The following is an 18142-nucleotide window of genomic DNA, read 5'->3' as shown; positions in this document are numbered from 1 at the left end:
GAAGGAGCGCGGTAACGGAACCCGGCTCAGCCGAGTTCGTCGGTGAACCGAGTCAGCGATCGCCGGTACCGCTCGATATCCCCGTGGGTCGACTGCGCCACGAGGAAACGCGCGAGATCGCCTGCGGCCACGGCGTGCTCCCCCATGTCGTTCAGGGTCAGCGCCCGGAAGATCGCGATGGCGTCGTTGTCTGGCCAGGCGGCCCGCAAGTCGTCCAGGATCTGCAGCGACTCCTCGTACCGGCCGAGGTGACGCAAGGTGGACGCCTTCTGGATGAGGGCACGACGGCGGAAGGGTTCGCGCAGGCCGGCGGCCAGCGCCTCGTCATAGGCCTCGACGGCGGGTTCTTCGTCGCCGGCACTGTCGAAGGTGCCGGCGTATTCGTAGAGCACCCGGGCGTCCGACGGAAATTCAGCGCGCAGGCGGGTGGCTTCGTGAATGCGCTCCTGTGCATCGTCCATCTCCCACAGCGCGGTGATGCGGTCTTCGGCCTCGTGTTCGCCGCGGGCACGAATCGCCTTGCGGCGCACCGTCTCCTCGTCGTCCTCCGTGGCCCCCTGCTGCAACAACCAATCGTGCAGAAGTGCTCGATCGGCGTGGGTCATGAGCGGCAGCACGTCACCGTCGTGGGCATCGGCGATGAGCGCCTGGAGGCCATCGAGTTCGGTCGGCGAACTCGACACGGCCGTGGCGCCGACTCTCGTCAGGCCCTCCACGAACTTGGCTTCGAGGTCTTCCATCGAACGCTCGCGCAGGTATTTCGCCTTGTGCTGGATGTGCACGCGGTCTGCGTCCAGTCCGGCCATCTCGCCGAGGTTGCGCAGAATATCGTCGGTGCGGTCGCCACCGGTGCCGAGGCCCAGCACGACATTCGAGCCTGGCTCGCAGAGGCCGCGCGCCACGCGCAGCAGCGCCTCGAGGCCGCCCTCGTTGTGTGCCATGTCGAGAATCACCGTCACGTTGCCGCCATCGGCCAGCGGCAGCGAGTACATGTTCATCCGGCCGGCATTGTGGGCGGCGTCCGGCGCGAACGTGCGCAAGCCCTCGACGACCGACTCGGTCGGTAGGCCCGATGCCAGGCCCGCAGCCGCGCCCGCGAGTGCGTTGGCGAGGTTGTGCAGGGAGAGCCCACAGATGGTCATCGGGACGTCGAGCACCGACACGAGGGTCTGCGGGGGCTGATGCGGCATGAGCACGACGATCTCGCCGTCGATGACGGTGATGCCGCGTCCGCCTGCTTCGCGCGATTCGCGCAGTGACGGTGACTCGGGGTCGAGGGAGAAACACCACACCGGTGCGCTGGCGGTCGAGCGCATGGCCCACACGCGCGGGTCGTCGCCGTTCAGCACCACCCAGCCGGTCGGCTTGGTGACCTTGGTGATGATCGCCTTCACCTCGGCCAGCTGGTCGACGGTGTCGATGCCGTTCTGCCCGAGGTGATCGGCACTGACATTGGTCACGACACTCACGTCGTTGTAGGCCGTGCCGAGACCTTTCAGCAGCATGCCGCCGCGCGCTGTCTCCAGCACGGCAAACTCGACCGTCTTGTCCTGCAACGCAGTTCGCGCGCCAGCCGGACCCGAGTAGTCGCCCGGCTCGACGACCTCCCCTTGCACGAGTACGCCATCGGTGGAGCTCCATCCGCATCGCAGCCCGGCCGTCATGGCGAGATGGGCGATGAGCCTGGTCGTGGTGGTCTTGCCGTTGGTGCCGGTCACGGCGACGATCGGCACCTTCGGACGCAACGGACGCAGCGTTTCGCCGCGTGGTGCGTCGGCAAGGGCGGTGACAGCTGACGCAATGGCGGACTTCGCCGGGGTGCCGTCCAGCATGGCCGGAAGCGTGATCGCCAGGGCGTCGGCGAGGGCTTGCACCCGGCCGCGGTAGCGCAGCACGAAGGCCACGACGATACCGTGCTCGGCGACGGGGCGGGTGCGTACGCCCAGGCGTGCGGTGCCGACCTCCAGCGCGAGCAGGCGCACCAGCCGTTCGACGAGCGATACGACGTACTGACGGCGTTCGGCCGAACCGGGCTCGCCCGCGGACCGGCGGCGCAGGCTCAGCTGCGATCCGATGCGTTGCAGGACCTCGGTGTCGGCCTCGAAGTAGCCCGGCAGTTCCAGCGCGATCTTGCCTGCCGGTCGCGGGAAGTAGAGGTTGGGGCCTTCGAGCACCCGCACCTCGGTGATCTCTACGGCCGGCTGCACGGGAGCGTTCATGCCGGCAACTCTAGGACCTGCAGCACCGATTCGCCGTCCGCGCGCGCGTGAACCAGCGACCTACTGACCCATCGCGTGGACGCCGCCGTCGACGTGCAGGATCTCGCCCGTCGTCGCGGGGAACCAGTCGGAGAAGAGCGCCACGCAGGCCTTCGCAGCCGGTTCCGGATCGCGGACGTCCCAGCCCAGGGGTGCGCGTTCGTTCCAGGTGTTCTCGAAGGTCTCGAAGCCCGGGATCGACTTGGCCGCGGTGGTGCGGATCGGACCGGCCGACACCAGGTTGCACCGGATGTTGCGCGAGCCAAGATCACGGGCCAGGTAGCGGTTGGTCGACTCGAACGCTGCCTTGGCCACACCCATCCAGTCGTAGACCGGCCAGGCGAATTTCGCGTCGAAGGTCAGGCCGACCACCGAGCCGCCGTCCGGCATCAGGTCGGCGGTCGCCGCCGCGAGGGCCTTCAGTGAGTAGGCCGAGACGTGCACCGCCGTGGCGACGTCGTCCCACTGTCCTTCCATGAAGTTGAACGCACCGGGCGGCGCGAAACCGATGGAGTGCAGCACGCCGTCCAGCCCGTCGACGTGTTCTTTGAGGCGGTCGCCCAAAGTGTCGAGGTGGTCGGTGTCGGTGACGTCGAGCTCGATCACCTCAGGGGTGGTCGGCAGCCGCTTGGCGATCGTGGAGGTGATCTTCATCGTCCGGCCGAAGCTGGTGAGGACGACGGTCGCGCCCTCTTCCTGCGCCAGCTTGGCGACGTGGAAGGCGATGGAGGAGTCCATCAGGACGCCGGTGATCAGCAGCTTCTTTCCTTCGAGAATGCCCATGTCTTCGTCTCTCTTCGTCTGTGATGGATCGATCGGCGGGCTCAGTGGCCCATGCCCAGGCCGCCGTCGACCGGGATGACCGCGCCGCTGATGTATCCGGCTTCGTCACTGGCCAGGAAGCGCACCACCTTGGCGACCTCCTCCGGCTGGGCGAAGCGCCCGGCCGGGATGGCCGCCAGGTAGGTGTCCTGCTGGGCCTGCGGGAGGGCCTTGGTCATGTCGGTGTCGATGAAGCCCGGAGCGACGACATTGGCGGTGATGTTCCGCTTACCGAGTTCGCGGGTGATGGAGCGGGCGAGTCCGACCAGACCGGCCTTGCTGGCCGCGTAGTTCGCCTGCCCCGGACCGCCGTACAGGCCCACCACGCTGGAGATGAACACGATGCGGCCGCGCTTGAGCTTGAGCATGCCCTTGCTGGCCCGGCGGGCGCAGCGGAAGGCGCCTGCGAGGTTGGTGTCGACCACCTGGTCGAACTCCTCGTCGCTCATCCGCATCAGCAGGGTGTCCTTGGTGATGCCGGCGTTGGCGATCACGATCTCGATCGGGCCACCGAGTTGCTCCTCGGCCTCGGTGAAAGCTGCGTCGACACTCGCGGAGTCGGTCACGTCAGCCGCGATCGCGACCGCGCCCTCGGGTCCGGAGCCGTCACGCGAGGTGATGGCCACCTTGTCGCCGGCGTCGAGGAAGGCCTGCGCGATGGCGGCACCGATGCCGCGGTTTCCACCGGTGACCAGGACGTTGCGGGGCTGGGGCATGAACTCTCCTTGAAGTGGGCTCTGCCGACCGTATCCACTACTTTTCGGTAAGCCCGAACCATTGCGACCGGATCCGCAGCGTCGGTGACACAGGTCACGGACGTATCGTGGAGGTCATGGCACGTCGCAACGCTCCGCAGGACGAGGTTCCCTCGGCGACGAACCTGCCTTCGGCCCCCAAGGACGACCGCGACAACCGGATGCGCAACTACCTGATCTCCATGGGTATTCGCACGCTCTGTTTCGTGCTCGCGGTGTTGCTCACCGGTTGGGCACGGTGGGTCTGCGTCGCGGGGGCCGTCCTTCTCCCCTATTTCGCGGTGGTGCTGGCGAACGCAACCAACCAGCGCCGAATCGACGTGCTCGGCACCGTGCGTCCGAGTGACCCGATCACCCACCTGGACGCCGGGAAGAAGCCGTGACCGAGCTGCGCTGCAGCGCCAAGGCGTGCTCGCGGGAGGCATCGTGGGGCATCCGGTGGCGCAACCCCAAGATCCACGACGAGGACCGCCGCAAGGTGTGGCTCGCCTGCGACGAGCACCGGGTCACGTTGAATGAATTCCTCAGCCTTCGCAGTTTTCCGATGGACGTCGTGCCGGTCGCCGACCTCGACTGAGTGTTCTTGCCCTCGGGGCCGTCGACATTGGCTTGCTCGGTCAGCCGCCGATGGCTGACATCGGCCGGTCTGGCTGGACGAAGTCGGGCGTGCCGATGCCGTGGCCGCGGGCCTTGCCCCACATGTTGAGTCGGATCAGGTCGACCAGTTGCTCGTCCGAGGCACCGTCACGCATCGGCCCACGTAGGTCGTTCTCCGAGCGGGCGAAGAGACAGTTGCGCACCTGGCCGTCGGCGGTGAGCCGCACCCGATCGCATGCCCCGCAGAACGGCGCCGTTACGCTGGCGATGACGCCGACCTTGTGCGGACCGCCATTGACGTAGAAGGTCTCCGCGGGCGCAGACCCACGGTTCTCCACCGTGCTGAGCGAGAAGCGGGCGCCGAGCGAGTCGAGGATCTCCTGCCGGCTCAGCATGGTGGCGCGGCTCCACTCGTGCTGGGCGTCCAGCGGCATCTGCTCGATGAAGCGCAGTTCGTAGCCGCGGTCGAGGCACCACGCCAACAGGTCGGCCGGGTCTTCGCCAGGCATGGCGACCGCGTTGACCTTCACCGGAGCCAGGCCGGCATCGGTAGCGGCCTTCAGGCCACGCTCCACATCGGCAAACCGGTCGCGGCGGGTCAACTGCAGAAAGCGTTCGGAGGAGACGGTGTCGAGCGAGACGTTGATGCGCGACAGTCCGGCGTCCGCGAGCGGCTGCGCCAAGCGGTCGAGACCGATCCCGTTGGTGGTCAACGCGATTCGCGGAGCATTGGGGAGTTCGCTGAACCGTCGGACGAGGTCGACCAGCGATCGGCGCAGCAGTGGCTCGCCACCGGTCAGCCGCAGCTGGGTGATGCCGAGCTGCACGAAGAGCCCGATCAGGCGCACCATCTCGTCGTCGCTGAGCATCTCCGGCTTGCTCATCCACGGCAGGCCTTCGGCCGGCATGCAATAGGTGCAGCGCAGGTTGCACCGGTCGGTCACCGAGACCCGCAGATCCGTGGCGACACGACCGAAGGTGTCGACCAAGGGGCCGGAGGACGGATGAGCGGACATGCTCTCCATGCTAGGTCAGATCGTGGCGCATGCCGCCCGGGCCGCTGCCAGGCGCGACGAGTACGGTTCCAGGTGTGTTCCGCCTGCTCCTGACCCGCCGCTGGGTGGGCTGGATGCTCGTGGCGCTGCTCGCCGCGACCGCGTGCGTCTTCCTGGGCCGCTGGCAGTACCACCGGTACGAGCACAAGATCACCGCCGAAAAGCACCTCGAAGCCAACTACAACGGCGCCCCGGTCGATATCGCCTCGGCCCAGCCGAATGCGCTCGTGCCCCCTGACGCTGAGCAACAGTGGCGTCAGGTGCGGCTCACGGGCACCTATCTCGACAGCAATCGCGTGCTCATCCGTAACCGTCCGTTGGCCAAGAGCTACGGCTACGAGGTAGTGGTGCCGCTGCGCACGACCGGCGGCGAGGTGGTCTTCGTCGACCGCGGGTGGATACCGAACGGCCGCACCGCTGCTGCACCTGACAGCGTGCCGCCGACTCCTACTGGCCCCGTGACGGTGATCGGATGGCTACGCGCCGGTGAGCCCGACCTGAAGCGCGCCGACGTGCCGGGTCAGGCCGCATCGATCAATGTCGGCCTCCTGCGCGAACTCACCGCCCAACCACAGGCCCGCAACGCGTACGTGCTCATGCGCAGCGAGAACGCGGCGAACCTCCCCAAGGTCGCACCCGCCGCGCTGCCCAAGCCCGATCCGGGCGGATACGCCTGGATCAACTTCAGTTACGCCGTCCAGTGGTGGATCGGAGCGGCGGGCGTGCTCGCCTTCTTCCTGTTGCGCGCGCGCCGTGAACATCTGGACGCCACGCAGGAACCACGCCCGTCGGTGCCGAAGCAGAAGAAGGAGAAAGTGCGGATCTGGGACGAGGAGGACGACTGATCACCGCCCGCACGGCCTGTGAAGCGCACGGCTGGGCAGCATCAGGCCATGGACGTCCGTGACCTGATGACCGTCGATCTCGCTGCCAATCTGGGCAGCGGCACCCTCTGCGCCTGGAGCCCCGCCCCGTTCGAACTGCTCGGACTCCCCCGTTCGGCACGACCGGCGATCAGTGCCGCTCTACTCGCATCCGGCGCCGTGCACGCCGCCACCCTCGCCACTTCACATTCGCGCGGCCTGACGATCGGATCAGCCGCCGCAATCAACGCCGGTTGGGTGATGGCGGGTCTGTCAGCACGGGATCTGCCGCTGCGTCCGTGGCAGCGTGGCGTGCTCGGTGTCATCGCGGCGTACGACGTGGCGATGGCGGCCGGGAAGTTCTCAGCCGGGCGCCGCCGAGGTCAGACCGTGAGCGGCCCGTCCGAGAACTGAGTGCGGTAGAGGTCGGCGTACGCGCCCTCCGCCGTCAGGAGTTCTTCGTGCGTGCCCCGCTCGACGATGCGCCCGTTGTCCACCACCAGGATCTGATCGGCGCGGCGGATCGTGGAGAGGCGGTGGGCGATGACGATCGCGGTGCGGCCCTCCAGCGCGTTGTCGAGCGCGCGCTGCACCAGCACCTCACTCTCGCTGTCGAGGTGGGCGGTGGCCTCGTCGAGGATCACGACCGACGGCGCCTTGAGCAGCAGCCGGGCGATGGCCAGGCGTTGCTTCTCGCCGCCGGAGAGCCGGTGACCACGATCGCCGACCACGGTGTCGAGTCCGTGGGGTAGCCGCTCGATGAGCGCCCAGACATTCGCCGCCCGCAACGCGGCTTCCATCTGCGCTGCGGTGGCGTCGGGCTTGGCGTAGAGCAGGTTGTCGCGGATCGAGGAGTGGAACATGTGCGCCTCCTGCGTCACCACGCCCACCCGCTCACGCAACGAGTCGAAGGACACCTCGCGCAGGTCTCCACCGCCGATGCGCACCGCACCGCCGGTCGGGTCGTAGAGCCGAGCCACCAGGCCGGTGATGGTTGTCTTGCCGGCCCCGGACGGTCCGACGAGCGCCACCACCTGTCCGGCCTCCGCGCGGAATGACACGTCGCGCAGCACCTGCGAGCTGTCGCCCTTGTCGACGCCGGTCACCTCCAACGAGTCGAGGGACACCTGATCGGCGGTCGGATAGGCGAAAGTGACGCCTTCGAGTTCGACGTCGAGGGCACCCTGACCGAGAGCACGCGGATGCTCCGCCTCCTTGACCAACGGCTCGAGATCGAGGATCTCGAAGACCCGCTCGAATGACACCAGAGCGGTCATGACGTCGATCCGGACGTTGGAGAGTGCGGTGAGCGGTGCGTAGAGGCGTCCGAGCAGGGCAGCCAAGGCCAGCAGCGTGCCGATGGTGAGGCTGCCGTCGACCGCCATGACGCCGCCGATTCCGTAGACCATCGCGGTGGCCAGTGACGCGAGCAGGGTGAGGCCGACCATGAAGATCGCGCGCTGGACGGCGATGCTCACGCCGATGTCACGCACCTTCGCGGCGCGCTCGGAGTACTCCTCGTCCTCCTGCACCGGACGCCCGAAGAGCTTCACGAGCAACGCTCCGGCGACGTTGAACCGCTCGGTCATGCGGGTGCCGAGATCGGCGTTCTCAGTCATCTGGGCGCGGGTGAGTCCGGCTAGGCGGCGTCCCATGATGCGGGTGGGGATCAGGAAGAAGGGCACCAGGACGAGGGCGCCGAGGGTCAGCTGCCACGACAGGGTCGCCATGGCGATGATGATCACCACGAGGCTGACGGCGTTGGAGACGACATTCGACATCACCGACGTGAATGCGCCCTGCGCACCGATGACGTCGGAGTTGAGACGGGTCACCAAAGCGCCGGTCTGGGCCCGGGTGAAGAAGGCGATCGGTTGGCGCAGCACGTGGCCGAACACTTGCCGCCGCAGGTCGTAGATGAGCCCCTCACCGAGCCGGGCCGACATCCATCGCTGCACCACGCCCATGACGGCGCCGACCAGCGCCACGACCGCTACGCCGACACCGAGCCAGATGATGAGTGGCTTGTCCTGCTGCACCACACCGCGGTCGATGATTTCCTTCAGCAGCAGCGGGGTGGCGATCACCAGCAGCGCGTCGATCACCACGAGCACGAGGAACCACGCGATGGTGCGCTTGTAGGGAGTGGCGTACGACAGCACCCGGCGTCCGGTGCCAGGCTTGAGTTTGGCGCTCTTGACCGAAGAATCCTTGGTCATCGAGTGCATGACCTGCCAGTTGCCCATCGACATGCTTGGGGTTCGTCTCCTCGTTGCGCCGGTCACCGTGGTGGACGGGTGCGCACCTGCGCGAATGCCCGACCTCTGGGTGGCAACCGCGGTGACGACGCATTTATGCCGGTATCAGGCGAGCGTCACCAGATCGAGGTAGTCGGGACCCCACAGGTCTTCGACGCCGTCGGGCAGCAGCAACACGCGCTCGGGCTCAAGCGCAGCCACCGCACCCTCGTCGTGGGTGACGAGGACGACGGCGCCTTCGTAGCCGTTCAGTGCGCCGAGGATCTCGGCCCGGGACGCCGGGTCGAGGTTGTTGGTGGGTTCGTCGAGCAGCAGGACGTTGGCCGCCGAGACGACGAGCATCGCCAACGACAGACGCGTCTTCTCACCGCCGGAGAGCACCCCGGCCGGCTTGTCGACGTCGTCGCCACTGAACAGGAACGAACCCAGCACCTTGCGTACCTCGGTCTCCCCGAGGTCGGGTGCAGCCGACTTCATGTTGGCCAGCACACTGCGGTCGACATCGAGGTTCTCGTGTTCCTGCGCGTAGTAGCCGAGTTTCAACCCGTGGCCCGGCTGCACCTCACCGGTGTCCGGCTGGTCGACGCCCGACAGCAGTCGCAGCAGGGTGGTCTTGCCCGCGCCGTTGAGACCGAGCACGACCACCTTGCTGCCACGGTCGATGGCGAGATCGACGTCGGTGAAGATCTCCAGTGACCCGTACGAGCGCGACAGACCCTCAGCGCGCAACGGTGTCTTGCCGCACGGAGCAGGCGTCGGGAAGCGCAGCTTGGCGACCTTGTCCTGCTGTCTGGTGCCCTCCACCCCGGCCAACAGCTTCTCGGCGCGCTTGGCCATGTTCTGCGCGGCGGTCGCCTTCGTCGCCTTGGCGCGCATCTTGTCGGCCTGCGACAACAGCGCAGCGGCCTTCTTCTGGGCGTTCGCCATCTCCCGCTTGCGACGCTTCTCGTCCGTCTCGCGCTGTTGCAGGTAGGGCTTCCACCCGACGTTGTAGATGTCGAGTTCGGCGCGGTTGGCGTCGAGGTGGAACACCCGGGTCACGACGGTGTCGAGCATCTCGACGTCGTGGCTGATGATGATGAGCCCGCCCTTGTAGGCCTTGAGGTAGTCACGTAGCCAGAGGATCGAATCGGCGTCCAAGTGGTTGGTCGGCTCGTCGAGCAAGAGGGTCTGCGCGCCGCTGAACAGGATGCGTGACAGCTCCACGCGGCGTCGCTGACCACCGGACAGCGTGCGCAGCGGCTGGTTGAGCACCCGCTCGGGCAGCCCCAGGCTGGAGGCGATCGAGGCGGCTTCGGACTCGGCGGCGTACCCGCCCTGCGCGGTGAACTCGGCGTCGAGCCGGCTGTAACGGCGCATGGCCTTCTCGCGCTTCTCCTCGTCCTCCTCGCCCATCGCATCCTCGGCGGTGCGCAGGTCACGAAGGATCGTGTCGAGGCCCCGTGCCGACAGGATGCGATCACGGGCCAGCATGTCGAGGTCGCCGGTGCGTGGATCCTGCGGCAGATATCCGACCTCACCGGCGGTCGTGACCGTGCCTGCGGCTGGAATCCCTTGTCCGGCAAGCACCTTGGTGAGCGTGGTCTTACCGGCTCCGTTGCGTCCGACCAGCCCCACCCGGTCTCCTGGGGCGACCCGGAAGGTGGCGTCCTCCACGAGCAGGCGGGAGCCGGCACGCAGTTCGATGCCCTGTGCGGTGATCATTCGGTGGTCCTCCGGGACGACGCATACACCGGCGCGCGGCAGCTTCCGACGCGGTGCGTAAGTTCGGTTGGCGCACATCCGGTGCTCGGCATGCGCAACTGGATAGTCTACGGGGCGGTACTACGTGCGGCGACCAGCCGCCGATCGACGCGGAGGTCCACGTGACGTTCAACGACAACGCTCAGCTCGACACCTCGCAGGTGGAGAGTGGCGGCTCAGGTGGGGGCGGTATGGCGCCCGGTGGCGTCGCGGTAGGTGGCGTCGGTGGCCTGATCCTCATGATCATCATGGTGCTGCTCAACGGTCTCGGCGGTGGTGGCGGTGGAGGCACCGGCGGCGGTGGCGCGAGCCCGTGGGACATGAACACCTCCAACATCTCCGGCAGCAACTCATCGGTCGACGAGTCGATCAGCCAGTGCAAGACCGGCGCCGACGCCAACCGCGACGACACCTGCCGCGTCGTGGGCACCGTCAACAGCGTGCAGGCGTTCTGGACCGATTACATGAAGAAGGCCGGGCGCACGTACGAACCGGCCAAGACCGTCCTCTACAGCGGCGCCACGCAGACGGCGTGCGGCACCGGCAGCTCGGCGATGGGCCCCTTCTACTGCCCGCTGGACAAGAAGGTCTATATCGACGTGAGCTTCTTCAAGGAACTCAGCACGAAGTACGGCGCCGACGGTGGACCGCTGGCCCAGGAATACGTCGTCGCCCACGAGTACGGTCACCACGTGCAGAACCTCCTGGGTGTGCTCGGCAGGGCGCAGCAGGATCCGCAGGGTCGCAACAGCGGAGCCGTCCGCGTTGAGCTCATGGCCGACTGCTTCGGAGGCATGTGGGTGCACCACGCCACCACCACCAAGGACGCCAACGGCACCACCCTGATGCAGCCGATCACCGAAGCCGACATCAAGTCGGGCCTGTCGGCAGCTGCCGCCGTCGGTGACGACCGCATCCAGGAGAAGGCCCAGGGACGGGTGACGCCGGAGAACTGGACGCACGGTTCGGCCGCGGCCCGCCAGAAGTGGTTCACCACCGGTTACCAGGACGGCGACATCAACAAGTGCGACACCTTCGCCGTGCAATCCGTGGAATGAGCTGAACCCACCAATGAGGCGGGCCACCGGACGAATCCGGTGGCCCGCCTCGTTGGTTACGTTCTGAGGTCGGTGCTCGATCGAGGGATCAGACGTTGAAACCGAGCGCCCGCAACTGCTCGCGGCCGTCGTCGGTGATCTTGTCCGGGCCCCACGGCGGCATCCAGACCCAGTTGATCCGGGCGGTGTTGACCAGGCCCTCCAGCGCGGAATGGGTCTGGTCCTCGATCACGTCGGTCAACGGGCAGGCTGCCGAGGTGAGGGTCATGTCGATGACGGCGTTGTTGTCGCCGTCGACGGTGATGCCGTAGACCAGACCGAGGTCGACGACGTTGATACCGAGCTCGGGGTCGACGACATCACGCATCGCCTCCTCGACGTCAGCCACGTTGGGTGGGGTCTGCACGTCACTCATTGGCTCGCTCCTTCAGAAATAGTGGAAATGTCGGCGCCGGCCCGTGCCAGCGCGTCGGTGTAGGCGGCCCACGACAGCAGAGCGCACTTGACCCGGGCGGGGTACTTCGACACCCCGGCCAGCGCCACGCCGTCGCCGATGAGCTCCTCGTCGCCGGCGTCCTGGCCGCGACTGGTGAGCATCGCCCGCATCGCTGTGTAGGTGGCGAGGCTCTCCCCCACCGTGTGACCGATGGTCTCCTCGGCCAGGATCGACGCCGAAGCCACCGAGATCGAGCAGCCGATGGAGTCGTAGGAGACATCGGCAACCCGGGCGTCCGCACCCTCACCCTCGAGGTGAACTCGAAGGGTGATCTCGTCACCGCACGAGGTGTTGACGTGGTACGTCTGCGCGTCGAACGGCGCCCGCAGACCCGCGTGCTGCGGCTGCTTGGAGTGGTCGAGGATCAACTGCTGGTAGAGGTCCATCAGGACGCCTCCGGCACGTCGAGGCCGAAGACCGCAGGCACCTTGTCGAGTGCGTCGAGGAAGACAGCGACCTCGTCGACGGTGTTGTAGACACCGAAGCTGACCCGGGTCGAGGCCGGCACTCGCAGGGAGCGGTGCAAAGGCCATGCGCAGTGATGACCGGTGCGTACCGCGACACCCGAGTCGTCCAAGATCTGACCGACGTCGTGCGGATGCACTCCGTCGACCACAAAGGCGACCGATCCGGTGCGCACGGCGACATCGGTGGGGCCGAGCACCCGCACCCATGGCCGCTGCGCGAGGCCGTCGAGGGTGGCCTGCACCAGCGTGCGGTCGTGTTCGGCCACGACGTCCATGCCGATGTCGCAGAGGTAGTCACATGCCACCCCGAGGCCGACCGCCTGGGCGGCCATCGGCACGCCCGCCTCGAACCGCTGCGGCGGGGCCGCGTACGTCGAGTGGTCCATGTGGACGGTCTCGATCATCGATCCGCCGGTGATGAACGGTGGCATCGCAGCGAGGAGTTCGGCCCTGCCCCACAACACGCCGATGCCCATCGGGCCGAGCATCTTGTGACCGCTGAAGGCGAGGAAGTCGACTCCGAGAGACACGACGTCGACCCGCAGGTGCGGCACCGACTGGCACGCGTCGAGCACGACGAGCGCGCCCACCGCGTGGGCCCGATCGGTCAGCTCACGCACCGGGTTGATCGTGCCGAGCACGTTCGAGACGTGCGTGAAGGCGACGACCTTGGTGCGCTCGGTGAGCAGTTCGTCCAACTGCGACAGGTCGAGCAGACCATCGGCCGTCATCGGGATCCACCGCAGGGTGGCACCGGCGCGGCGGGTGAGCTCCTGCCACGGCACGAGATTGGCGTGATGCTCCATCTCGGTCACCAGCACCTCGTCCCCCGGGCCGAGCGCAAAGCGCTCACTGCCCGGGATGACGGGGTGTGGAGAGGTGGCGAAGGCGTTGGTCACCAGGTTGATCGACTCGGTGGCGTTCTTGGTGAACACCACCTCCTGCGAGGAGGCACCGATGAAGGCCGCGACCTTCGTCCGTGCCTGCTCGAAGGCGTCGGTGGCCTCTTCGGCCAACTGGTGGGCTCCCCGGTGGACGGCGGAGTTCTGCTGCTCGTAGTAGCTGCGCTCGGCGTCCAACACCGTGATGGGCTTCTGCGACGTCGCACCGGAGTCGAGGTAGACCAGCGGCCGGTCGTCCCGCACGGTGCGGCGCAGCAGCGGGAAGTCCTCCCGCAGCCGCTGCACGTCGAAAGAAGTCATCCCGGTCAGGCCTGCGCTGTCGTCAGGTAGCGGTCGTAGCCCTCGGCCTCGAGGCGGTCGGCCAGCTCGGGGCCGCCCTGCTCGGCGACCTTGCCGTCGATGAAGACGTGCACGAAGTCGGGCTTGATGTAGTTGAGGATGCGGGTGTAGTGGGTGATGAGCAGCACGCCCACATCGGTCTTCTCCTTGGCGCGGTTGACGCCTTCGGAGACGACGCGCAGCGCGTCGACGTCCAGACCGGAGTCGGTCTCGTCGAGGATCGCGATCTTGGGCTGGAGGAGCTCCATCTGCAGGATCTCGTGACGCTTCTTCTCACCACCGGAGAAGCCTTCGTTCACGTTGCGCTCGGCGAAGGCGGAGTCCATGCGGAGGTCTTCCATCGCGCCCTTGACGTCCTTGACCCAGGTGCGCAGCTTCGGTGCTTCGCCGTCGATGGCCGTCTTGGCGGTGCGCAGGAAGTTGGACACGGTGACACCGGGCACCTCGACGGGGTACTGCATGGCGAGGAAGACGCCGGCGCGGGCGCGCTCGTCGATGTCCATCTCCAGGACGTCCTCACCGTCCAGCAGCACCTCACCGGAGGTGATGGTGTACTTCGGGTGGCCGGCGATCGAGTAGGCCAGCGTCGACTTGCCCGAGCCGTTGGGGCCCATGATCGCGTGCGTTTCACCGGACTTGATGGTGAGGTTCACGCCCTTGAGGATTTCCTTGGGGCCCTGTTCGGTCTCGACCGAGACGTGCAGGTCCTTGATCTCCAGAGTCGTCATGTCAGTTCTCTCTTCTTTCCAAAAGTCATTCGGTGACGGCGACCAGGACGTCGGTGCCGTCGATCTTCACGGTGTGCACCGCCACGGGAACCGTGGCGGGAAGGGAGGTGGGCTCGCCGGTGCGCAGGTCGAAGCGCGAGCCGTGCAGCCAGCACTCGATGCTGCAGTCGTCCACCTCTCCCTCGGACAGCGACACGTTCGCGTGGGTGCAGGTGTCGTCGATCGCGTGCACCTCGCCCTTGCTGTCGCGCACGATGGAGATACGGCGGCCGTCGATCTCGGCGACCACCGCTCCCATCTGCGGCAACTGGTCGAGCGAGCAGATGCGGACGAACTCACTCACTGGCCGGTCGCCTCCAGTTCGTCCTCGATCGCCGCCATGAGGCTCTCGACGACCTCGGGGATGCCGATCTTGGCGATGATGTCGGCGAAGAAGCCGCGCACCACCAGCCGGCGGGCCTCCTCCTCGGGAATGCCACGAGCCTGCAGGTAGAACAGCTGCTCGTCGTCGAAGCGGCCGGTCGAGGAGGCGTGGCCGGCTCCTTCGATCTCACCGGTCTCGATCTCCAGGTTGGGCACGGAGTCGGCGCGGGCGCCGTCGGTGAGCACCAGGTTGCGGTTGAGCTCGTAGGTCTCGATGCCTTCGGCCTCGGCGCGGATCAGCACATCGCCCACCCACACGGTGTGGGCGGTGTCGCCCTGCAGCGCACCCTTGTAGGTGACCAGCGACTGGCACCGGGGAGCGTTGTGGTCGACGAACGAGCGGTGCTCGAGGTGCTGACCGGCGTCGGCGAAGTAGACACCGAGCATGGTGGCGTCGCCACCGGGACCGGCGTACTTGACGTTTGAGTTGAGGCGCACCACGGAGCCACCGAGGGTGACCGCGATGTGCTTGTACGTGGCGTCGCGACCCACGAGCGCGTCGGTCTGACCGAGGTGGTTGGCGTCGTCGTCCCAGCGCTGGATCGTCACGACGGTCAGCTGCGCACCATCACCCACCACGATCTCGACGTTGGCGACTGTGTCGGCACTGCCGGTGTGCTCGATCAGCACGACACCCTTGCTGTGGGTGCCGGTCTCGACGACCAGGTGACCGTTGACACGACGCCCGGCACCATTGCCGTGCAGGGTGATTCGCACCGGCTCGGCGAGTTCGGCGTTGGCCGCGATCTTCACGTGGGTCGCGTCAGCGGTGTTGGCCGAAGCCACCACGGCAGCGCGGTCGGCAGGCGTCAGCACGGTGCCCCGCGGCGCCTGGCCGACGGCCAGCGAACCGACCTCGACCTGCTCGGGAGCCTTGACCGTCAACTCGAGCGCACCGTCGTCCGACGGCTTGTCCGACAGCAGCGCGGTGAGCTTGTCGACGGGGGTGAACCGCCATTCCTCCTCCCGGCCGTGGGGCACCGGGAAGTCGGCGACGTCGAAAGACATCTTGCGCTCGGCGCGCGACTGGTCGGGAATGAAGGCGGCGGCCGGGTCGACGTGACCCGCGGCCTGGTTGCGCTCGGGAGTGATGAGCGTCATGCGTCTGTTGTTCCTTCCTCTGGGCTGTCAGCTGGTCGTCGCAGTGGACGAATCAGCCGACCGCGCCTTCCATCTGCAGTTCGATCAGGCGGTTGAGCTCGAGCGCGTACTCCATCGGCAGTTCGCGCGCGATCGGCTCGACGAAGCCGCGGACGATCATCGCCATGGCCTCCTCTTCCGAGAGTCCGCGCGAACGCAGGTAGAACAGCTGGTCCTCGCTCACCTTGGAGACCGTTGCCTCGTGACCCATCTGCACGTCGTCCTCGCGGACGTCGACGTAGGGGTAGGTGTCGCTGCGGCTGATCTGGTCGACCAGCAGGGCGTCACACACGACGCTGCTCTTGGAGTGCTCGGCGCCTTCCAGCACCTGCACCAGACCGCGGTAGGAGGTGCGGCCACCGCCACGCGCGACCGACTTGGAGACGATCGTGGAGGAGGTGTGCGGAGCGGCGTGCACCATCTTGGCGCCGGCGTCCTGGTGCTGCCCTTCGCCCGCGAACGCGATCGAGAGGGTCTCGCCCTTGGCGTGCTCGCCCATCAGGAACACGGCCGGGTACTTCATGGTGACCTTCGAACCGATGTTGCCGTCGATCCACTCCATGGTGGCTCCCTCGGCGCAGGTGGCGCGCTTGGTGACGAGGTTGTACACGTTGTTCGACCAGTTCTGGATCGTCGTGTACCGCACGCGGGCGTTCTTCTTCACGATGATCTCGACCACTGCGGAGTGCAGCGAGTCGGACTTGTAGATCGGCGCGGTGCAGCCCTCGACATAGTGAACATAGGAGCCCTCGTCGGCGATGATCAGCGTCCGCTCGAACTGACCCATGTTCTCGGTGTTGATGCGGAAGTAGGCCTGCAACGGGATGTCGACGTGGACGCCCGGCGGCACGTAGATGAACGAGCCACCCGACCACACGGCGGTGTTCAGCGCGGCGAACTTGTTGTCACCGCTGGGGATCACCGAACCGAAGTACTCCTTGAAGAGTTCCTCGTGCTCACGCAGACCGGAGTCGGTGTCGACGAAGATGACGCCCTTCTCCTCCAGGTCTTCACGGATCTGGTGGTAGACGACCTCCGACTCGTACTGAGCCGCGACACCAGCGACGAGGCGCTGCTTCTCGGCCTCGGGGATGCCGAGACGGTCGTAGGTGTTCTTGATGTCCTCGGGCAGGTCTTCCCAGGAGGTCGCCTGCTTCTCGGTGGACTTCACGAAGTACTTGATGTTCTGGAAGTCGATGCCGGTGAGGTCGCTGCCCCACTGCGGCATGGGCTTCTTGTCGAACAACTTCAGCGCCTTCAGACGGCGCTCCTTCATCCAGGCCGGCTCGTCCTTACGGTCTGAGATGTCGATGACGACCTCGTCGGACAGACCGCGACGTGCGGTCTCGCCCGCAGTGTCACTGTCGGCCCAGCCGTACTCGTAACGGCCGATGTCCTTCAGTCCCGGGTTGAGCTCTTCGATGGTGCTCATCGCGGATCCCTTCTCTTCTCTGGGGATTGGGCAAGTTGTTGGATGGGTATGAACGTGGTGCAGACGTGATCACCGTGGGCCAGCGAGGCCAACCGTTGGACGTGTGCGCCGAGCAGTTCGGAGAAGACCTCGGCCTCGGCCTCGCAGAACTGCGGGAACTCGGCGGCGACGTGCTGCACAGGACAATGCCCCTGACACAGTTGAACGCCCGCCAGCGGTGTCCCCTTCCCGACCGGCCGCGAGGACGCTGCGTAACCCTCGTCCTGCAGCGCCTGCGCCAGCGCCTGGCTGCGGGCCTCGGGGTCGTCGCCGACCTTCTTGACCGCCGGCGCGATCCGGGCCGCGAGGTCGCGTGCGCGGTCGCGGGCGAAGGCTGCTACGGCGTCCTCACCCTGGTGGTCGCGCAGGAAACGCAATACCGAGGTGGCGAGTTCGTCGTAGTCGCCGCGCAGCGCCTTGTGACCGACTTCGGTGAGCACGTAAGCACGCGCCGGACGACCGCGCTTACGGGCGCCGGTGAGCACGTGTTCGCGTTCTTCGACCGCGCCTTCTTCGACCAATAGGTCGAGATGGCGCCGGACACCCGCGGCGGTCAGGCCCACCGCATCAGCGAGTTGCGCAGCGGTGATGGGGCCGTCCTGGCTGATCAGCGTGAGCACTCGACGACGCGTGCCGGATTCGGCACGGTCGGCCCGAGGCACAACGCGATCAGCGATAAACACAACACCAGTATGTCCTTATTCACAGTGGCGTCCCAAGCCAGGTAAACCTAAGTGTCGCCTCGTACGTAGCGCGGCGGTCGGGCA

The 18142-nt window shown here is 66.9% G+C and carries 19 protein-coding genes; 5 read left to right on the top strand and 14 right to left on the bottom strand.

What is annotated here, in order from left to right; genetic code table 11:
- Window positions 1–26 precede the first annotated feature (26 nt).
- Genes J5M86_RS07150 through fabG form a run of 3 tightly spaced genes read right to left on the bottom strand, consistent with a single transcriptional unit; the run spans window position 27 to window position 3796 of the window.
- Window positions 27–2219 carry a tetratricopeptide repeat protein gene (locus J5M86_RS07150; protein WP_188060763.1) on the bottom strand — a complete coding sequence of 731 codons (2193 nt, stop codon included), beginning with the start codon at window positions 2217–2219 and terminating at the stop codon, window positions 27–29.
- Window positions 2220–2279: 60 nt separating this feature from the next.
- Window positions 2280–3041, bottom strand: coding sequence for an enoyl-ACP reductase FabI (gene fabI, locus J5M86_RS07145; protein ID WP_188060764.1), 762 nt, complete (start codon window positions 3039–3041; stop codon window positions 2280–2282).
- Between the two features lie 41 nt (window positions 3042–3082).
- A complete protein-coding gene (gene fabG / locus J5M86_RS07140) occupies window positions 3083–3796 on the bottom strand; it encodes a 3-oxoacyl-ACP reductase FabG (RefSeq protein WP_188060765.1) in 714 nt (237 codons plus the stop codon).
- Window positions 3797–3912: 116 nt separating this feature from the next.
- Between fabG and J5M86_RS07135 the strand changes: the two genes are divergently transcribed.
- Both J5M86_RS07135 and J5M86_RS07130 read left to right on the top strand, forming a co-directional pair.
- Window positions 3913–4218, top strand: coding sequence for a DUF3099 domain-containing protein (locus J5M86_RS07135; RefSeq protein ID WP_188060766.1), 306 nt, complete (start codon window positions 3913–3915; stop codon window positions 4216–4218).
- Window positions 4215–4412 carry a hypothetical protein gene (locus tag J5M86_RS07130; RefSeq protein ID WP_188060767.1) on the top strand — a complete coding sequence of 66 codons (198 nt, stop codon included), beginning with the start codon at window positions 4215–4217 and terminating at the stop codon, window positions 4410–4412. Before J5M86_RS07135 ends, J5M86_RS07130 begins: the two co-directional genes overlap by 4 nt.
- A gap of 40 nt (window positions 4413–4452) precedes the next feature.
- On the opposite strand, the gene moaA is transcribed toward J5M86_RS07130, so the two are convergent.
- Window positions 4453–5448 (bottom strand): GTP 3',8-cyclase MoaA, encoded by a 996-nt coding sequence (gene moaA / locus J5M86_RS07125; RefSeq protein WP_318276215.1) that lies wholly within the window; start codon window positions 5446–5448, stop codon window positions 4453–4455.
- Between the two features lie 74 nt (window positions 5449–5522).
- Between moaA and J5M86_RS07120 the strand changes: the two genes are divergently transcribed.
- Complete coding sequence (locus tag J5M86_RS07120) at window positions 5523–6332, top strand: SURF1 family protein (protein ID WP_188060769.1); 810 nt, start codon at window positions 5523–5525, stop codon at window positions 6330–6332.
- Window positions 6333–6380: 48 nt separating this feature from the next.
- Window positions 6381–6764, top strand: a complete 384-nt coding sequence (locus J5M86_RS07115; RefSeq protein ID WP_188060770.1) for a hypothetical protein — start codon at window positions 6381–6383, stop codon at window positions 6762–6764.
- Here the strand turns inward: J5M86_RS07115 and J5M86_RS07110 are convergent.
- Window positions 6734–8602, bottom strand: coding sequence for an ABC transporter ATP-binding protein (locus J5M86_RS07110; RefSeq protein WP_188060771.1), 1869 nt, complete (start codon window positions 8600–8602; stop codon window positions 6734–6736). The two genes, J5M86_RS07115 and J5M86_RS07110, sit on opposite strands and share 31 nt — an antisense overlap.
- A gap of 111 nt (window positions 8603–8713) precedes the next feature.
- The gene (locus tag J5M86_RS07105) at window positions 8714–10312 is read right to left on the bottom strand and encodes an ABC-F family ATP-binding cassette domain-containing protein (protein ID WP_188060772.1); all 1599 of its coding nucleotides are present in this window, start codon (window positions 10310–10312) and stop codon (window positions 8714–8716) included.
- Window positions 10313–10473: 161 nt separating this feature from the next.
- Between J5M86_RS07105 and J5M86_RS07100 the strand changes: the two genes are divergently transcribed.
- Window positions 10474–11409, top strand: a complete 936-nt coding sequence (locus J5M86_RS07100; protein WP_188060773.1) for a neutral zinc metallopeptidase — start codon at window positions 10474–10476, stop codon at window positions 11407–11409.
- 88 nt (window positions 11410–11497) lie between these two features.
- Here the strand turns inward: J5M86_RS07100 and J5M86_RS07095 are convergent, their stop codons facing one another.
- The 8 genes from J5M86_RS07095 to J5M86_RS07060 are packed head-to-tail and all read right to left on the bottom strand — an operon-like array spanning window position 11498 to window position 18058.
- Window positions 11498–11824 carry a metal-sulfur cluster assembly factor gene (locus tag J5M86_RS07095; protein WP_188060774.1) on the bottom strand — a complete coding sequence of 109 codons (327 nt, stop codon included), beginning with the start codon at window positions 11822–11824 and terminating at the stop codon, window positions 11498–11500.
- Window positions 11821–12291, bottom strand: a complete 471-nt coding sequence (gene sufU / locus J5M86_RS07090) for a Fe-S cluster assembly sulfur transfer protein SufU (protein ID WP_188060775.1) — start codon at window positions 12289–12291, stop codon at window positions 11821–11823. Before sufU ends, J5M86_RS07095 begins: the two co-directional genes overlap by 4 nt.
- Window positions 12291–13574, bottom strand: a complete 1284-nt coding sequence (locus J5M86_RS07085) for an aminotransferase class V-fold PLP-dependent enzyme (RefSeq protein WP_188060776.1) — start codon at window positions 13572–13574, stop codon at window positions 12291–12293. Before J5M86_RS07085 ends, sufU begins: the two co-directional genes overlap by 1 nt.
- A 5-nt stretch (window positions 13575–13579) precedes the next feature.
- On the bottom strand, window positions 13580–14341 hold the full coding sequence (gene sufC, locus J5M86_RS07080; RefSeq protein ID WP_188060777.1) for a Fe-S cluster assembly ATPase SufC: 762 nt from the start codon (window positions 14339–14341) through the stop codon (window positions 13580–13582).
- Between the two features lie 25 nt (window positions 14342–14366).
- On the bottom strand, window positions 14367–14684 hold the full coding sequence (locus J5M86_RS07075; RefSeq protein WP_188060778.1) for a non-heme iron oxygenase ferredoxin subunit: 318 nt from the start codon (window positions 14682–14684) through the stop codon (window positions 14367–14369).
- Entirely contained in the window at window positions 14681–15865 is a 1185-nt protein-coding gene (gene sufD / locus J5M86_RS07070; RefSeq protein ID WP_188060779.1) for a Fe-S cluster assembly protein SufD, read from the bottom strand. The genes J5M86_RS07075 and sufD overlap by 4 nt, the downstream gene beginning before the upstream one ends.
- 52 nt (window positions 15866–15917) lie before the next feature.
- Window positions 15918–17336, bottom strand: a complete 1419-nt coding sequence (sufB, locus tag J5M86_RS07065) for a Fe-S cluster assembly protein SufB (protein ID WP_188060780.1) — start codon at window positions 17334–17336, stop codon at window positions 15918–15920.
- Window positions 17333–18058, bottom strand: a complete 726-nt coding sequence (locus tag J5M86_RS07060) for a metalloregulator ArsR/SmtB family transcription factor (RefSeq protein WP_188060781.1) — start codon at window positions 18056–18058, stop codon at window positions 17333–17335. Before J5M86_RS07060 ends, sufB begins: the two co-directional genes overlap by 4 nt.
- Between the last annotated feature and the right edge of the window lie 84 nt (window positions 18059–18142).

This window comes from Yimella sp. cx-51, from assembly GCF_017654605.1.
Classification (GTDB): Bacteria; Actinomycetota; Actinomycetes; order Actinomycetales; family Dermatophilaceae; genus Yimella.
The sequence above is the reverse complement of the archived record's forward strand: the minus strand, read 5'-3'. Positions and strand labels throughout refer to the sequence as shown.

Coding starts and splice junctions, on each gene's coding strand:
- J5M86_RS07150 (WP_188060763.1), bottom strand. CDS start 2,219: ATGAACGCTCCCGTGCAGCCGGCCGTAGAGATCACCGAGGTGCGGGTG.
- fabI (WP_188060764.1), bottom strand. CDS start 3,041: ATGGGCATTCTCGAAGGAAAGAAGCTGCTGATCACCGGCGTCCTGATG.
- fabG (WP_188060765.1), bottom strand. CDS start 3,796: ATGCCCCAGCCCCGCAACGTCCTGGTCACCGGTGGAAACCGCGGCATC.
- J5M86_RS07135 (WP_188060766.1), top strand. CDS start 3,913: ATGGCACGTCGCAACGCTCCGCAGGACGAGGTTCCCTCGGCGACGAAC.
- moaA (WP_318276215.1), bottom strand. CDS start 5,448: ATGTCCGCTCATCCGTCCTCCGGCCCCTTGGTCGACACCTTCGGTCGT.
- J5M86_RS07115 (WP_188060770.1), top strand. CDS start 6,381: ATGGACGTCCGTGACCTGATGACCGTCGATCTCGCTGCCAATCTGGGC.
- J5M86_RS07110 (WP_188060771.1), bottom strand. CDS start 8,602: ATGTCGATGGGCAACTGGCAGGTCATGCACTCGATGACCAAGGATTCT.
- J5M86_RS07105 (WP_188060772.1), bottom strand. CDS start 10,312: ATGATCACCGCACAGGGCATCGAACTGCGTGCCGGCTCCCGCCTGCTC.
- J5M86_RS07095 (WP_188060774.1), bottom strand. CDS start 11,824: ATGAGTGACGTGCAGACCCCACCCAACGTGGCTGACGTCGAGGAGGCG.
- sufU (WP_188060775.1), bottom strand. CDS start 12,291: ATGGACCTCTACCAGCAGTTGATCCTCGACCACTCCAAGCAGCCGCAG.
- J5M86_RS07085 (WP_188060776.1), bottom strand. CDS start 13,574: ATGACTTCTTTCGACGTGCAGCGGCTGCGGGAGGACTTCCCGCTGCTG.
- sufC (WP_188060777.1), bottom strand. CDS start 14,341: ATGACGACTCTGGAGATCAAGGACCTGCACGTCTCGGTCGAGACCGAA.
- sufD (WP_188060779.1), bottom strand. CDS start 15,865: ATGACGCTCATCACTCCCGAGCGCAACCAGGCCGCGGGTCACGTCGAC.
- sufB (WP_188060780.1), bottom strand. CDS start 17,336: ATGAGCACCATCGAAGAGCTCAACCCGGGACTGAAGGACATCGGCCGT.